Genomic DNA, 14,784 nt, shown 5'->3' on the forward strand with positions numbered 1-14,784 from the left:
GGCCGGGGTCTTCATTGCGAACTGCGCGGCAAGAGGCTTGCCGGATTGCCGCGCGCGGTTCGCAATGAGTTTTCTACGGTTGTTTAACGCGTTTCAACCGGCGCCGTCTGGGCCGGTGCCGTGCGGGCGCCGCCGGGGGCGCTGCTGTCGATCCGGCGAACGTCGGCGTCGCTGACGACTTCCATCACATTGACCACCTTGCGTACGCCGTCGGTCGTGCGGGCGATGGCGACGGCAACCTTGGCTTCGCGTTCGGTGACGATGCCCATCAGGTAGGCGATGCCGGCTTCGGTGACAACCTTGATGTGGTTGGCCGAGAGCTGGTTCGAGTCGACCAGGCGAGCTTTCAGCTTGGAGGTGATGTAGGCGTCGTTGCTGCGATTGCCGAGGGCTGAGGCCGGTGCGATGGCCAGCTCGTTGAACACTTCGCGTACACCTTCGAGCTTGCCGGTTTGTTCTCCGACGATGGCCTTGGCTTCTTCGCTCGAAACCTCGCCGGTAATCAGCACGCGGCGGTTGTAGGCCGTGTAGTTGATATGGGCCAGGGCCTTGTATTTTTCGGGAACGGCCTGGGCGGCCTTCCATTCGGTCGTTTCGTCGTCCGTCTGGGTGCCGGTCGAGCGGCGGTCGTGGGCGCTCATCACGCCGGCCGCAGCGCCGGTGGCGATGACCGCCGGAATGCAGCCCTGGAGCATCGGCAGGGCCAGAATCAGGGCGGCGGCGCCGAGGCCGAGTTTGAATTTATGCATCATTCACCTCCGAGGAGCAGGGCGTCGATCCCATCGCACAGGCAATGGATGACCAGCAGGTGGGTTTCCTGGATGCGTGCCGTCCGGTCGGCCGGAACGCACAGATGGATGTCGTCGTCGCGCAGCATTTCGCCGATCAGGCCGCCGCCTTTGCCGGTCAGTGCGACCACGATCATGTCGGCATCGTGCGCCGCCTTGATCGCTTCGATCACGTTGGCCGAATTGCCGGAGGTGGAAATGGCGAGCAGTACGTCGCCGGCGTGGCCGAGACCGCGTACTTGCTTGGAGAAAATCTGGTTGAACGAGTAATCGTTGCCGACGGCCGTCAGGATCGAGCTGTCGGTGGTCAGTGCGATGGCCGCCAGTTCCTGGCGCTCCGCTTCAAAACGTCCGATCAGTTCGGCTGCGAAATGCTGGGAGTCTCCCGCCGAGCCGCCGTTGCCGCAGGCGAGAATCTTGCCGCCGTTGATCAGGCTGTTGAACAGGGTTTCGATGCCGGCAGCAATCGGGGCGGCCATCATCTCGATGGCGTCGAGCTTGGTGTGGGCACTGTCTTCGAAATGCTTGGCAACGCGGGCGATGAGATCCATATTTTTAGCTGGTTGGGGCTGGTAACCGGGTCATTCTACATCACAGCTCGGCGAAGACCTCGAACTCGACCCGGCGCCATGGGTCGGCTTCGTCGCGCAGGCGCGAAATGCGGGCGAGCAGGCGATCGCCTTGGTCCATCGCCGCGGCGACCGGACGGTTTTCGGCTCGCGGGACGTAGCCCAGCTTGTGGCCGCGCCATTCAACCCGAATGGCGTTGGGATCGTGCCGGTTGCCCGGTTCGCGGATCAGGGCCAGTCGATCGCCGACCTTCATCTCGCGCCAGCGTTCGTCGACCGCGTAATACTGGCTGCCGGCCAGTGGCGAACTCTGGATCAGCATGTGCAGTGAGTCGGCATGCGCCATGCCAAGCCAGAGGAGGTTAAGCGTCAGCAGAAAACGCATGGCGGACCCATTCGAGATGCTTCTCGTCAAGCCGGTCGAGCAGGATGCAGTCGAAACGGCAATCGCACTCGGGCTTGCCAGCGAGGTAATGCCGGGCCGCCAGAATGATGCGCCGCTGCTTGCTGGTGGTGATGCTGGCACCGGCGCCGCCGAAGTCGCTGCGGCTGCGCAGGCGGACTTCGACAAAGACCAGTGTCGAACCGTCGCGACAGATCAGGTCGATTTCTCCGCCGCGAATCCGGAAATTGCGTTCGAGAATGCGTAGACCGTGGCGTTCCAGCACGCGAGCCGCCAGTGTTTCGGCTTCGCGCCCTCGCTGGGTGGTGGTATCGTCTGTTTTTGCCCGCATGCCGGAAAAATGACAAAAGAATATGCCGAATTGTATGTCGTCCCGACCCCGCTTGGGAACCTTGCCGATCTGACGCGTCGAGCCGAAGAGATTTTGCGCACGGTGCCCTGGGTTGCCGCCGAAGATACCCGGCACAGCGGCCCCTTGCTCAAGCAACTGGGCTCGCAGGCCCGGACGCTGCCGGCGCACCAGCACAATGAGCATGAGGCCGCTGCCCGGATTGTCGAGCGCCTGCAGGCGGGCGAGGCCGTGGCGCTGATTTCCGATGCGGGTACGCCGGGTATTTCCGATCCGGGGGCGCGCGTCGTTGCGGCGGTGCGGGCGGCGGGGTGCAAGGTTGTGCCTTTGCCGGGGCCGTGTGCGGCGACAACGGCTTTGTCGGCCTCCGGCCTGCTCGATGAGCATTTTTTGTTTTATGGATTTCTGCCCAGCAAGGGTGGGCAGCGCCGCCAGGCCATCGAGGCTTTGCGCGAATACCCTTGTGCGCTGGTTTTTTACGAGGCGCCGCACCGCATCCTCGAAACGGTGGCCGACCTCGCGGCAGTGCTCGGCGAGCGGACGCTGGTGATCGGCCGTGAGCTGACCAAGATGTTCGAATCGATCCATTCCTGCCCGTTGACCGCGGCACTCGACTGGCTGAAGGAAGACGGCAACCGGCAGCGCGGCGAATTTGTCCTGATGGTCTCCGGTGCGCCGGCCGATGCCGATGACGGCGAAGGTGAGCGGGTGCTCGGCCTGCTGCTGGCCGAAGGGCTGCCGGTCAAGCAAGCCAGCAAACTGGCTGCGGCAATTACCGGCGCTGCCAAGAATGCGCTTTACGAGCGTGCGCTGGTGCTCAAGCAAGCGGCGGCTGATGCCTGAGGTGCAGCCTGGGTCTCGCGTGCCGCTTCCATCCCCTGTTTTCACAGGGTGTGAGCGCGCCAGGATTGGCGCTGCCCTGTTAAAATCAGCTTAATCATTCAGAGAAATTTGTATGCAAATCACCCTCACCCGACCCGACGACTGGCACCTTCATCTGCGCGATGGCGAGGCACTTGCCGCCGTGCTGCCGCACACCGCACGCCAGTTTGGCCGCGCCATCGTCATGCCCAATTTGAAGCCGCCGGTCACCACGGTCGAGCAGGCGGCGGCCTATCGCCAGCGCATCCTGGCTGCTGTGCCGGCCGGCATGAGGTTCGAGCCGCTGATGACGCTCTACCTGACTGACAACACGCCGGCCGCTGAAATTGCCAAGGCGGCCGCCTCTGGTTTCGTCAAGGCCGTCAAACTTTATCCGGCGGGCGCCACGACCAATTCCGATGCCGGCCTGACCGATATTGCCAAGGCGTACGACACACTGGCCGAAATGGAGCGCGTCGGTTTGCCGCTGCTCGTGCATGGCGAAGTGACCGATCCTGCGGTCGACCTGTTCGATCGCGAGAAAATGTTCATCGACACGGTGCTTCTGCCGCTGACTCAGCGTTTTCCGAAATTGAAGGTCGTGATGGAACACATCACCACCCAGGATGCCGCCGAATTTGTCGCGGCAGCACCGTCGACCGTGGCAGCCACGATCACCGCGCATCATCTGCTCTACAACCGTAACGCTATCTTCCAGGGCGGCGTGCGGCCGCACTGGTATTGCCTGCCGGTGCTCAAGCGCGAAACGCACCGCGAGGCGTTGGTCGCCGCAGCAGTTTCGGGCAGCCCGAAATTTTTCCTCGGCACCGATTCGGCGCCGCATGCCAAGGGCGCCAAGGAAGCCGCCTGTGGGTGCGCCGGTTGCTACACGGCCTATGCCGCGATCGAACTCTATGCCGAAGCCTTCGAGCAGGCCGGGGCGCTCGACCAGTTGGAAGCATTTGCCAGCTTCAACGGCCCGGATTGGTACGGCCTGCCGCGCAACAGCGAGAAAATTACGCTGATCAAGCAGGATTGGCCGGTGCCGGACAGCTATCCGTACATCAGCAGTGACAGCATCGTGCCCCTGCGGGCCGGTGAAACGCTGCCCTGGAAAATGCTCTGAGGAAAATCATCATGCGTCTGCGCCATCTTCTCCTGCCGCTGTTGGCCGTTCCCTTGCTGAGCGCCTGCGTCAATGATGGCGCGACCTATGAGATCGACAATACCCGCGAGCATGTCCTGTCGTTGATTCGCGAGCAGCCCTATTTCTGGGAAAACAAGGTCAATTTCTATCTGGTCGTCTCGCGCATGCCGACCTGCATGCGGCGCCACCCGATGGGCAGCGGTTCGCCGAACGCCAAGGTCGAGATTTACCAGGCGCCGTCCGGCGCGTTCATCGTCAAGGTCGGCAAGCGCCTCTATGTGACCGAAACGCAAACCTGCGAAAACTTCATCAAGATGGATGCCGAGCCGCCTGAAGGCATGGGCAAGTTCATCGGGACTTTCCGTCCGAAAAATGGCCAACTGGTCTTCGTCAAGGAAGAGGCCGAGGCGGAAGACAAGCCGGCCGAGTGAGCGAGCGCCATCCTTGTGCCTCGCCGCTGTTTTTTCCCGTGCGGCGCTGGCTCGATCTCCTGCCTTCCGCCCCGGATACCGCCGCGGTTGCCGAGTTGGCAGAACGTTTTCCTGTGTTGGTCGACGGTTGTTCGCATCCGGTGCGTTTCGTCCCGCCGCCGACGGATGGCGCGGTCTACGAATGCCGTATCTGGGAAACCGGGCAGGTCGCGACGCGCGTCAATCACTGGCATGATTTCTTCAACGCCCTGGTCTGGCTGACTTTCCCGAAAACCAAGAATGCCGTCAGTGCTTCGCACGTCCAGGCGATGACGCCGGTCGGCGAGTTGCGCGGTACGACGCGTGATGCGCTGACCCACTTCGACGAGTGCGGCATTGTCGTGCTGTCGACTCGGTCGGCCTTGCTCGAAATGCTCCGCCAGTTTGCCTGGAAGGCATTGTTTGTCGAGCATCGGGACGAGGTCGAAAAATGCATGCGCTTCGTCATTTTCGGTCATGCGACTTACGAGCAATTGCTCCAGCCATTTCGCGGCCTGACCGCCAAGGCCGTGCTTTACGAGGTGAGTGAGGACTGGCTTCAGTATTCGCCAGAGACGCTGGTCGCTGCGGTCGACACACGTCTGGCTGCCGATTTGGCCAGTGGCCGCTACACCCGCCCGCGCGACTTCCAGCCGTTACCGCTGCTCGGCATTCCCGGCGTAACCGCCGAGAGCGAAGATCCGGCTTACTACGACGACACCTGGCAATTCCGGCCGGGGCGACGTGTAGACCGCGCCAACTGAATGGTGCGGATGGCTGGCCGGCGTAAGGTGAACCGGCGTGGGCCAAGCACTGGCCCGACGTGGTGGGCCATTTCCGGTTTTCTTGTTTTGTTGCCGGCGTTGATTTTTTTCTGGCGCTTGCCGCCGGTCGTCGCGGCGTTCTATCTGCTGGCCAGTCTGCTGTGTTTTCTGGCTTACGCCGCCGACAAACAGGCAGCCGGACGCGGCGGGCGACGCACGCCCGAGAATACGCTGCACATCCTGGCTTTGATCGGCGGCTGGCCGGGGGCCTTGCTCGCCCAGCAACTGTTGCGCCATAAATCGGTGAAAGCCGAGTTTCGCTCGGCATTCTGGGCAACAGTACTGTTCAACGTGGCAGGTTTGGTCTGGCTGGCCTCGCCGTTTGGGCGGGCCTTCCTGTCACGCCTGGCCGGCGCTTAGTAGCGGCGGCGCTGCGGAGCCGGTGCGCCGCGGTTTTCGATGTGACGGAAGGTGATGCGGCCTTTGGACAGATCGTAAGGCGAGAGTTCGAGCGTGACCTTGTCACCGACCAGGATGCGGATGTGGTTCTTCTTCATCTTGCCGGAGGTGTAGGCGATCAGTTCGTGACCGTTTTCCAGCGTGACGCGGAAGCGGGTGTCGGGTAGCACGTCATTGACGACGCCTTGCATTTCAAGCAGTTCTTCTTTTGCCAAGGGTAGTTCTCCTGTAAATGTGATTCGGGTTTCAGCCGGCGTCGACCGCGCTATCGGTCGACAAGGCTTCCGGACGGTGGCGGGGCAGTTCCCACGCCTGGCCGGGTTCGGTGATGGCGCTCACCGCAATGAGCGGTGGCAGTGAGGTGACGCCGCCAAAAATGGTGGCGAAGGAAACGTCGGCCGCATCGCGGCCAGTGCCGAGGCGGACAAAACCCATCGGGATGGCTGTTCCGGACGGGTCAAACAAATACCAGCGGTCGCCGAGGAAGACTTCGACATAGGCGTGGAAGTCGGTCGGGCCGAGCGCCGGGTCAGCACCGTAGTCGATGCCGGTCGTAAAGCGCGCCGGAATGCTCAGGGCGCGGCAGATGGCGATCATCAGGTGGGCAAAATCGCGGCAGACGCCGACGCGGTCGGTCAGGGTGTCGAGCGCCGAGGTGGCCGAGTTGCTGGTGTTGCCGCGGAAAGTGACGTGCTGATTGACCCAGTTGCGGATCGCTTCGACGCGGCGGTAGCCCTTGTCGAGCAGGCCGAATTCGCGCATCGCAAGGTTGGCCAGGCGATCCGACTGGCAATAGCGACTTGGGTAGATATAGGCCAGCGCTGAAAGCGGCAACTGCGCTACGGGGGTTTCCGGAATATTGTCCGGGTTACCAATGTGCTGGTCGATGTCAACGGTGGCCTGGTAGCTGATATGCAGCGGACCGGGGGCTGCGTTCAGGCGGAGGTAACGGGCGCGGGTGGCCGGGTCGGTCTGGATGTTGCTGGCAACCGGCTGGCTGATTTGCAGCTGCTCGCTGACGATGGACTGGGATTTCGTCTGGGCGGCGTGGATATTGAAGACAAAATCGGCGCCGGGATAGCTCAGTTCATATTGAAGATCGATTGCGAACTGGATGCGAACCATGAATTCCCTGTGGTGTGGCCAGCATGCAGCCTCGGGGAGGCCGGTCTGCGGACCGTTTAAGGCGCTTTGCGACGGGGAAATGATCAGTTCGGGATGCCGGCAGTTCGTCAATCGAAGGCACGGCAGGGAGACAGCATTTACGCGGGCAGAACGATACGGCTGAAACCTTGCGGTTCAAGACTGCCCGCATCTTACGCGGGCAGTTTCGGTGTGGCAAGGAAAATGTCCGGATATTCAATCCCTTGCCTGCTGTTTTGTGGTATTGGCCGCAAGGGGTTGAGGCGGGTTTTTCGACTCAGGCAGCCTGCTCGCCCGGCGCGTCGGCCTGTGCTGCGCCGATGCGATTGGCGCCGCTGATCAAGGCTTTGATCGAGGCGGTGACGATGTTGCTGTCGACCCCGACGCCATAGCATTCACCGCGGCCGGTGCTGGCAATCTCCATGAAGGCGCAGGCCCGGGCATTGCCATCTTCACCCATCGGCACCATTGAACGCTCTTCATAGCTGCGGACCTGGATATTGATTCCGGCACTCTGGAGTGCGTGGACCGCAGCATTGATCGGGCCGTTGCCTTCGCCGCTGAGGATGTGCGACGTGCCGCCGATATCGAGACTGATGCGGATGCCCTGGGCGCCGCCGTGCTCGAAGAGATGGTGTTCGCGGTAAAGAATCGGGCTGCCGGCTTCGAGGTAGGTCTTCGAGAACAAGCCCCAGATGTCGTCGGCACTCATTTCGCCGCCGTGGGTGTCGGTGTGTCGCTGGACGACGCCCGAGAATTCCACCTGGAGTCGGCGCGGCATGACGATACCGTGCTCTGTTTCCATGAGGTAGGCAATGCCGCCCTTGCCCGACTGGCTGTTCACCCGAATGACCGAATCGTAGCTGCGGCCAACGTCGGCCGGGTCGATCGGAAGGTAAGGCACCGCCCACTGCTCATCCGCCTTTTGAGCGGCAAACCCCTTCTTGATGGCGTCCTGGTGGGAGCCGGAGAAGGCCGTGAAAACGAGATCCCCAACGTATGGGTGGCGTGGATGGATCGGGAGCTGGGTACAGTGTTCGTAAGTGCGGGCAACGGCGTTGATATCCGAAAAGTCGAGCTGCGGATCGACGCCTTGCGTATGCATGTTGAGGGCAAGGGTGACGAGGTCGACGTTGCCGGTCCGTTCGCCATTGCCGAAGAGGCAACCTTCAACGCGGTCGGCACCGGCCATGAGACCGAGTTCGGCGGCGGCGACGGCAGTGCCGCGGTCGTTGTGCGGGTGGAGGCTGATGAGCACGCTGTCGCGGCGGGCGAGATTCTTGTGCATCCACTCGATCTGGTCGGCGTAGATGTTGGGCGTCGCGATCTCGACCGTGGTCGGGAGATTGAGGATGACCTTGCGCTGCGGCGTAGCACCCCAGGTTTCCGTCACGGCATCGCAGACTTCCTTGGCGAAGTCGAGTTCGGTGGCGGTGAAGAGTTCCGGACTGTATTCGAGCGTGATTTTCGTTTCCGGCATTTCGTCGGCAAGCGTGCGGATAAGGCGCACGGCATCGGTTGCCATGGCGACGACTTCTGCCTTGCTCATGCCGAAAACGTTATCGCGGAAGTTTTTGCACGTCGCGTTATAGACGTGGACGATGGCCGTTTTGGCGCCCCTGATCGATTCCATGGTGCGGCGAATGAGGTGCTCGCGGGCCTGGGTGAGGACTTCGATGGTTACGTCATCGGGAATGTGGCCGCCTTCGATCAAGCCGCGAACGAAGCCGAATTCGGTTTCGGAGGCTGACGGAAAGGCGATTTCAATTTCCTTGAAGCCGATGGCGCAGAGCGTCTTGAACATGCGCATCTTCTTTTCGCCATTCATCGGCTCGAAAAGCGCCTGATTGCCGTCGCGCAGGTCGGTGCTCATCCAGATCGGTGCCTGCGTGATGGTGCGGCCCGGCCATTGGCGGTCGGTGATTTGCACGGGCGGGAAGGGCGTGTACTTGGCGATGGATGCTTGCGACATGATGCGGACTCCTGGGCAGACGGCGTTGATTCGATGGACGAATATTACGCAAAGATGCCCGGCAGGTGCTTGCGTATTTATCTTTAAAATACGTTGTTTTGGCAATTTTCTGCCGTATTTTGTTTTGTTTGTGGCGTAAAATTTCTGAGTATTCATTGGGTTGGAAATTTTATGGAAATCGATCGTTATGACCGCCTGATTCTGGCGGTGCTGCAGCAGGATGGCCGGATCAGCAATCAAGACCTGGCCGACCGTATCGGCTTGTCCGCATCGCCTTGTCTGCGCCGGGTGCGTGTGCTGGAGGAGTCGGGCTTGATTACCGGTTACCGGGCCATGCTCGATGCCAAAAAGCTGGGCTTGTCGCTGATGGCGCTGATCGGTATTTCAATGGACCAGCACACGCCGGAGCGTTTTGCCAATCTTGAAGCGGCGATTGGGGAAATACCGGAAATCCTCGAATGTCTGTTGATTACCGGCCAGCAATCGGACTACCAGCTGAAAGTGGTGGTGCGCGACATGGACGCCTATCAGGATTTATTACTCAATAAAATTACCCGAATCCAGGGGGTGACCGGTGTGCACACCAGTTTTGTGCTGCGCAAGGTAGTCGACCGCAGCAGCCTGCCGTTGGCTGCCGCCTGACCATGGATTCGGGAGCGTTGGTTTAAAGCGCTCCGGTGTATTCGCCACGTGCCGGATAATCGTTGGCCAGAATGAAGGCAAGTCCGCCCAGCAGATCAGAGAAATTGGGGCGGGCAAAAGGCATGGTCTGCACATTCCCGTAGTACAGCGTCCCATCGGGGCGAACCATGAATACCCCCGGTTCAGAGAACAGGCTGGGCTCATCCAGACCGATTGAAGTCTTGCCGCGACTGGACGAAATGTAGAGTCCCCAGGAACGGGCCTTTTCCAGGCTGAGTCCGTAGGCAAAGCGGAGGTGGCGAGCCTTGATTTTGTCGGCCATGGCTGCCGCTCGCTCGGCATTGTCTGATGAAAGCGCGATGACGCTGACGCCCTGTGCTTCGAACTCGGGAACGAGACGTTCCAGTTCGATCAGATATTTGGCGCAAAGTGGGCAATGAAGCCCGCGGTAGAACACGATCAGCGTGAAATTGGCGGCGCTTTCTTTCGCCAGGTCAAAATGGCCATGGGCCAGTGTATCAAGTTGAAGTGCCGGGACGGGGTGACGTGGGATGAGCATGGCGGTTTCCGGAAGAATGAACGAGGTAGTAGTTTGCGGGATTTTTTGCGACAATAAATTCACTATTGTTAGCTAATCGTTCATTTTTATGCCGCATCTGGACCGCTTGTCCGCTTTGCTTGCAGGTCTCGCGCCGAAAATCCGGCTCTCCAGTCAAGGTGAGCCTGTCTCGGCCGGGGTGCCACTTGATGGCCTGCAACTGCAGTTACTACTTGAAGGCGCGCTGGAACTGACCTGGCATGGAGCTTCGACCGAGACCTTGCAAGGGCCGGCCCTGCTTGTCTGGCGAACCAGTCAATTGGTTGCGCTGAAGCCTGTGGCGGTCTTGGGCGAGCATCGGCAGTTCGGGCTGCAAGCGATCTTCGAGGGGCCAGCGGCGGATTTGCTGCTGGAAGCCTTTGTGCAACCGTTATCGATTCGGCTGGATGCGTGTTGTGTCGAACTGGAATTGGTTGTGCGTCTGATTGCCGAAGAAATGACTACGCCGCGCTGTGGTCAGCCAGCTATGCTGGCGCGAGCCGGTGAGATGCTGTTCATCGGCTTGTTGCGCCATCTGGTGGCTAATCCACGGCTACCTTCGGGAATGTTGAATGGCCTGGCCGAGCCGCGGATAGCTCGTGTTTTGGTGGCTATCCACGAGCAGCCTGCGGCGGCCTGGACGCTGGCTGGACTGGCCGAGCTTGCCGGCATGTCGCGCACAGCATTTGCGTTGCGCTTCCAGACCTTGATGAATGTGGCTCCAGGCGCCTATTTGACGCGCTTGCGCCTGGCTATCGCGCGGCGCGAAATCGATTTGGGCAATGGTCTGAAGCGTGCTGCACGCGAATCCGGTTACGCCAGTTCGACGGCCTTGTCGCGGGCCTTGTCGCGTCAGGCCGCAGGCTTGGGCAAGGTCAGCGTATAATCCGCCCCGGAAAGTCGGCCAGGCAATCGCTGGACACGAAAGTGTCGGGAGGAAAGTCCGGGCTCCATTGGGCAGGATGCCAGCTAACGGCTGGGTGCTATACGGTCGCGAGACGAAAGTTGAGCGACTCAAGGCAACGGAAAGTGCAACAGAAAATAAACCGCCGATGGCCCCGCAAGGGGATCAGGTAAGGGCGAAACGGCGAGGTAAGAGCTCACCGCGCTGGCGGTAACGTTCAGCGGCATGGCAAACCCCATCCGGAGCAAGACCAAATAGGGAAGCTGAGGCGTGGCCCGCGCTGCTTCCGGGTAGGTTGCTTGAGCCTGTCGGTAACGGCAGGCCTAGAGGAATGATTGCCGAACCCCGCAAGGGGGGAACAGAACCCGGCTTATCGGCCGGCTTTCCACTCACACCCCTGTTTTATCTGCTCAGAACTCGGCCCATTCATCTTCCTGGAGGGCGGCGGGCAAGGCACGAACGGTTGGGCGGCGAGGTGCCGCTACCGGCGCTCGTTGTACATGAGCCAGTTTGGGGCTCGGTTTGCCATCGGCGGCGGAAAGCTTGAAGCGACCCAGCGTGTCGGCCAGGACGCCGGCTTGCTCTTCAAGCGCCTCGGCCGCTGCTGCCGCTTGCTCAACGAGCGCCGCATTCTGCTGGGTGGCTTCGTCCATCTGGCTCACGGCATTGGTCACCTGATCGATCCCGGTGCTTTGCTCCTTGCTGGCCTCGGCGATATTGGTCACCAGATCTGCAACCTGCTGGAACGAGATGACCATGCTGTTCATGGTTTCGCCGGTTTCCCGTACCAGGCTGACGCCGCCATCGACCTTGGTGACCGATTCCGAAATGAGGCCGCGAATTTCCTTGGCGGCTTGCCCGCTGCGTTGGGCCAGGTTGCGCACTTCGGTGGCCACGACGGCAAAGCCGCGCCCTTGTTCGCCGGCGCGAGCCGCCTCGACCGCTGCGTTGAGCGCAAGAATGTTGGTTTGAAAGGCGATGCTGTCGATGACGCCGATGATGTCGGCAATCTTGTGCGAGCTTTTCTGGATGTCGCTCATGGTGGCAACCACTCGACCGACCATCTCGCCGCTCTGCGACGCAATCTGGTTGGCGTTGCTGGCCAGTCGGTGGGCCTGATTGGCACTATCGGCGTTTTGCCGGACGGTGGTGTTGAGTTCCTCCATCGAGCTGGCGGTTTCTTCCAGACTGCTGGCTTGCTCTTCGGTGCGGCGCGAAAGATCGTTGTTGCCGCTGGCGATTTCCTGCGAGGCCAGATTGATCGCGTCGCCAGCCTCCTTGATTTGACCGACGATCTCTTTCAGTCGGCTCACAGTGGTGTTGGTGTCGGTTTTCAGTTCACCAAAAACACCGTGGTAATCCGAAGCGATCTGGCGGGTCAGATCGCCCGCTGCAATCGATGAGAGCACCGAGGAAAGTTCGTTCAAGGCACTTTCGCCATTGCTCAGCAGTTTGTTGATCAGGGCTTCGACCTGGGTGAAGAAGGCTTCCTTGCTGGCTAGGTCGAGGCGCACCGAGAAATTGCCGTCAGCCGCCTGCTGGATGACTTCGGTCAGTTTGGTCTCGGCATTCAACTGATCCGTAATGTCCAGCCATTCGCCGACCGAGCCAAGGCGCTCGCCGGCATCGCTGATGACCGGGGTTGTGGTTACCCGATAGGTCCGGCTGCCCAGTACCATTTGTGTCTGGGCGCTGCTCGACAGGTTGCGCAGCCGTTGTCGGGCGGCATGCGGGTCGGCGTAAAGACGACAGACGTCGTAGCCGATCAGTTTTTCCGGGTCGAAGGTCGGGTCCATCTTCCTGAAGGCGGCCGCATCAGCGCTGAAGGTCTTGTGCAGCGCATGGTTGATATAAAGGACGGTACCTTCGTTATCGGCAATACGAACATTGGTCGCGACGTTGTCCAGGCCGATCTTGATGCGTGTCATTTCATCGGCCTGGCGACGTGCCTCGGAGACTTCGAAGCCCATCCGGTTTTGCATGCTTTCCAGACCTTGCATGACCTTGCCCAGTTCGTCATGGGTCGAAATGTCGATGACCGAATCGTAGCGGCCCGTGGATAGGGCATGCAGGCAATCGAGCGAGGCGTTGAGGCGGCGGACAACGACCTGGCGCGAAATCCAGAGCATGATCAGGGTCAGTGCCGTGACGACCAGGGCGCCGGCGATGATCAGGCTGATGTAGAGGCGTTTCGAAACCTGGTCGAATTCGTCGAGATAGGTGCCCCCGCCGATCAGCAGGTTCCATTTGGCCAGGGTTTGGAAGGCAACGATTTTTTCGCGCGTTGCTGTTTCACCCAGTTCGGTGTTTTGCCATGGGTAGCGAATCGTCCCTTCGCGGCGCTCCAGCATTTCGCGGATGAAGGCGTGGCCGCCGGCATCCTTGGATTCCAGCACATTGCTGCCTTCCTTGGCCGGGTGGATGAACAACTCACCCAGGCGTTTTCCGGGTTGGGCGTCGATGACGTAGACGTAACCGGATTGCCCGATCCTGATTGCCTTGATGCGATCACGCAGGGTGGTCATTTCCTGGGTGATGAAATAGCCGATGCCGAATGCCCCGATGACTTTTCCGTTTTCATCCTTGATCGGCTTCAGGGCGGAAACACGGTCCTTGCCCTGGCTGGTCGTACGCCCGATATAGGTTTTGCCGGCAAGAAGCTGTTCTGTTGCCGGGCTTTCCTTGTCGAGCGCCGTGAGAATCACCCGTTCGCCCTTGTCGTTTTTCTGCGAGGTGGCGATCCGGACAAATTCGTTGCCGCGCCGTACCAGCACCGTGGCGGTCGGACCGTGGGTGATTCTAGCGAAAGCATCTTCTTCATCATGGCGGTCGTTGACCACGATCTTGTTGTGGCGCAGCAGCGGAACCGTGCCGTTACCTTCGTCGACCGTGAAACTTCCGCTATAGCGCGCGGCATAGATGTCGAGCAGGCGACTTGCTTCGCGTTCGACCGCATCGACCGTGCTTTCCATCATGGCATGCACTAGTTGGACGCGTTGCTTCAAATCATCTTCGCCGGCTGCACTGAGTTGCTGCTTGATTTGCTGGCCGACAAAGAAGGTTGTCGCGGCCATCACAAGCAGTAGCGCAGCAATGCTCGGGAGCAGAAAACGCAGGGAAATCGGCATGTGCGACAGGCGGTCTTTCCAGGTTGCGAGCAGGCCGGTGCTGGCCAGTTTGCCGTGCGCAATCGTCTTGCCCGGCATGCGCCCTTCGCGGAGTGCCTGGTACGCCTGGTGGCTTGCCTCAATCGCCGCCTGGCTGGCCCGGCGGCGTACCGACAGGTAGCCGGTGACTTGCCCATCCTCCAGCACCGGGGAGACATGTGCTTCGACCCAGTAGTGATCGCCGTTCTTGCAGCGGTTCTTGACCAGCCCGATCCATGGGCGTCCGGCTTTCAGGTCGCGCCAGAGATCGGCAAAGGCGGCCTCCGGCATGTCGGGGTGGCGAACGATATTGTGGGCTTGGCCGATCAGTTCCTGTTCAGAGAAACCGCTGATCTCGACAAAATCCTTGTTGATGTAAGTGATTCGCCCTTTCAGGTCTGTCTTTGAAACAATCCGATGCTGATCGGTAATCGCGATTTCTCTGTGGGTGACCGGAAGATTGGTGCGCATTTTTATCGAGTTAGAATGGATCGGGCTGGCACAGGTTACCTGAGTTTTGCCCAATTCAATACTCTTGTTCGAGTTCCGGGAATCACCGCCACCACATTGTTGGCAGCTTTCGGCCAAGGCTGCGCAGCCGTTTGTTTTCT

At 60.5% G+C, this 14,784-nt stretch carries 16 protein-coding genes and 1 other RNA gene; 8 read left to right on the forward strand and 9 right to left on the reverse strand.

Annotated elements, in window-relative coordinates:
• Positions 1-83 precede the first annotated feature (83 nt).
• From GBK02_RS04520 to GBK02_RS04535, 4 genes are read right to left on the reverse strand one after another with little or no spacing between them, the layout of a single operon-like run.
• On the reverse strand, positions 84-752 hold the full coding sequence (locus tag GBK02_RS04520; RefSeq protein WP_203468562.1) for a BON domain-containing protein: 669 nt from the start codon (positions 750-752) through the stop codon (positions 84-86).
• Entirely contained in the window at positions 749-1,339 is a 591-nt protein-coding gene (locus GBK02_RS04525; RefSeq protein ID WP_203468563.1) for a phosphoheptose isomerase, read from the reverse strand. Before GBK02_RS04525 ends, GBK02_RS04520 begins: the two co-directional genes overlap by 4 nt.
• Positions 1,340-1,379: 40 nt before the next feature.
• A complete protein-coding gene (locus tag GBK02_RS04530; RefSeq protein ID WP_203468564.1) occupies positions 1,380-1,742 on the reverse strand; it encodes an HIRAN domain-containing protein in 363 nt (120 codons plus the stop codon).
• Positions 1,720-2,091, reverse strand: coding sequence for a YraN family protein (locus GBK02_RS04535; RefSeq protein ID WP_203468565.1), 372 nt, complete (start codon positions 2,089-2,091; stop codon positions 1,720-1,722). Before GBK02_RS04535 ends, GBK02_RS04530 begins: the two co-directional genes overlap by 23 nt.
• A gap of 9 nt (positions 2,092-2,100) precedes the next feature.
• On the opposite strand from GBK02_RS04535, the gene rsmI reads away from it, so the two are divergent.
• The 5 genes from rsmI to GBK02_RS04560 all read left to right on the forward strand — a co-directional run bounded on the left by rsmI (position 2,101) and on the right by GBK02_RS04560 (position 5,750).
• Complete coding sequence (gene rsmI / locus GBK02_RS04540) at positions 2,101-2,952, forward strand: 16S rRNA (cytidine(1402)-2'-O)-methyltransferase (protein ID WP_203468566.1); 852 nt, start codon at positions 2,101-2,103, stop codon at positions 2,950-2,952.
• Between the two features lie 112 nt (positions 2,953-3,064).
• On the forward strand, positions 3,065-4,096 hold the full coding sequence (gene pyrC / locus GBK02_RS04545) for a dihydroorotase (protein ID WP_203468567.1): 1,032 nt from the start codon (positions 3,065-3,067) through the stop codon (positions 4,094-4,096).
• Between the two features lie 11 nt (positions 4,097-4,107).
• Positions 4,108-4,548 carry a hypothetical protein gene (locus GBK02_RS04550; RefSeq protein ID WP_203468568.1) on the forward strand — a complete coding sequence of 147 codons (441 nt, stop codon included), beginning with the start codon at positions 4,108-4,110 and terminating at the stop codon, positions 4,546-4,548.
• Positions 4,545-5,330, forward strand: a complete 786-nt coding sequence (locus GBK02_RS04555; protein ID WP_203468569.1) for a DUF3025 domain-containing protein — start codon at positions 4,545-4,547, stop codon at positions 5,328-5,330. Before GBK02_RS04550 ends, GBK02_RS04555 begins: the two co-directional genes overlap by 4 nt.
• A gap of 9 nt (positions 5,331-5,339) precedes the next feature.
• Positions 5,340-5,750: a DUF1294 domain-containing protein gene (locus tag GBK02_RS04560; RefSeq protein ID WP_203468570.1), complete on the forward strand. Its 411-nt coding sequence runs from the start codon at positions 5,340-5,342 to the stop codon at positions 5,748-5,750.
• Here the strand turns inward: GBK02_RS04560 and infA are convergent.
• From infA to leuA, 3 genes are all read right to left on the reverse strand, one after another.
• Positions 5,747-6,004: a translation initiation factor IF-1 gene (gene infA / locus GBK02_RS04565; RefSeq protein WP_203468571.1), complete on the reverse strand. Its 258-nt coding sequence runs from the start codon at positions 6,002-6,004 to the stop codon at positions 5,747-5,749. The two genes, GBK02_RS04560 and infA, sit on opposite strands and share 4 nt — an antisense overlap.
• A gap of 31 nt (positions 6,005-6,035) precedes the next feature.
• A complete protein-coding gene (locus tag GBK02_RS04570) occupies positions 6,036-6,914 on the reverse strand; it encodes a transglutaminase family protein (protein ID WP_203468572.1) in 879 nt (292 codons plus the stop codon).
• 295 nt (positions 6,915-7,209) lie between these two features.
• On the reverse strand, positions 7,210-8,904 hold the full coding sequence (gene leuA, locus GBK02_RS04575; RefSeq protein ID WP_203468573.1) for a 2-isopropylmalate synthase: 1,695 nt from the start codon (positions 8,902-8,904) through the stop codon (positions 7,210-7,212).
• A 171-nt stretch (positions 8,905-9,075) separates the two neighbouring features.
• Between leuA and GBK02_RS04580 the strand changes: the two genes are divergently transcribed.
• Positions 9,076-9,546 carry an Lrp/AsnC family transcriptional regulator gene (locus GBK02_RS04580; protein WP_203468574.1) on the forward strand — a complete coding sequence of 157 codons (471 nt, stop codon included), beginning with the start codon at positions 9,076-9,078 and terminating at the stop codon, positions 9,544-9,546.
• 22 nt (positions 9,547-9,568) lie between these two features.
• Here GBK02_RS04580 and GBK02_RS04585 read toward each other — a convergent pair whose 3' ends face one another.
• Complete coding sequence (locus GBK02_RS04585) at positions 9,569-10,105, reverse strand: peroxiredoxin-like family protein (protein ID WP_203468575.1); 537 nt, start codon at positions 10,103-10,105, stop codon at positions 9,569-9,571.
• Positions 10,106-10,193: 88 nt separating this feature from the next.
• Between GBK02_RS04585 and GBK02_RS04590 the strand changes: the two genes are divergently transcribed.
• Positions 10,194-11,009: an AraC family transcriptional regulator gene (locus tag GBK02_RS04590; RefSeq protein ID WP_203468576.1), complete on the forward strand. Its 816-nt coding sequence runs from the start codon at positions 10,194-10,196 to the stop codon at positions 11,007-11,009.
• Between the two features lie 10 nt (positions 11,010-11,019).
• Positions 11,020-11,416: RNase P RNA component class A (rnpB, locus tag GBK02_RS04595), an RNA gene on the forward strand.
• A gap of 21 nt (positions 11,417-11,437) precedes the next feature.
• Here the strand turns inward: rnpB and GBK02_RS16830 are convergent.
• Positions 11,438-14,644, reverse strand: a complete 3,207-nt coding sequence (locus GBK02_RS16830) for a Cache 3/Cache 2 fusion domain-containing protein (RefSeq protein WP_239003172.1) — start codon at positions 14,642-14,644, stop codon at positions 11,438-11,440.
• Positions 14,645-14,784: the final 140 nt, after the last annotated feature.

This window comes from Dechloromonas sp. TW-R-39-2 (assembly GCF_016864195.1).
Classification (GTDB): Bacteria; Pseudomonadota; Gammaproteobacteria; order Burkholderiales; family Rhodocyclaceae; genus Azonexus.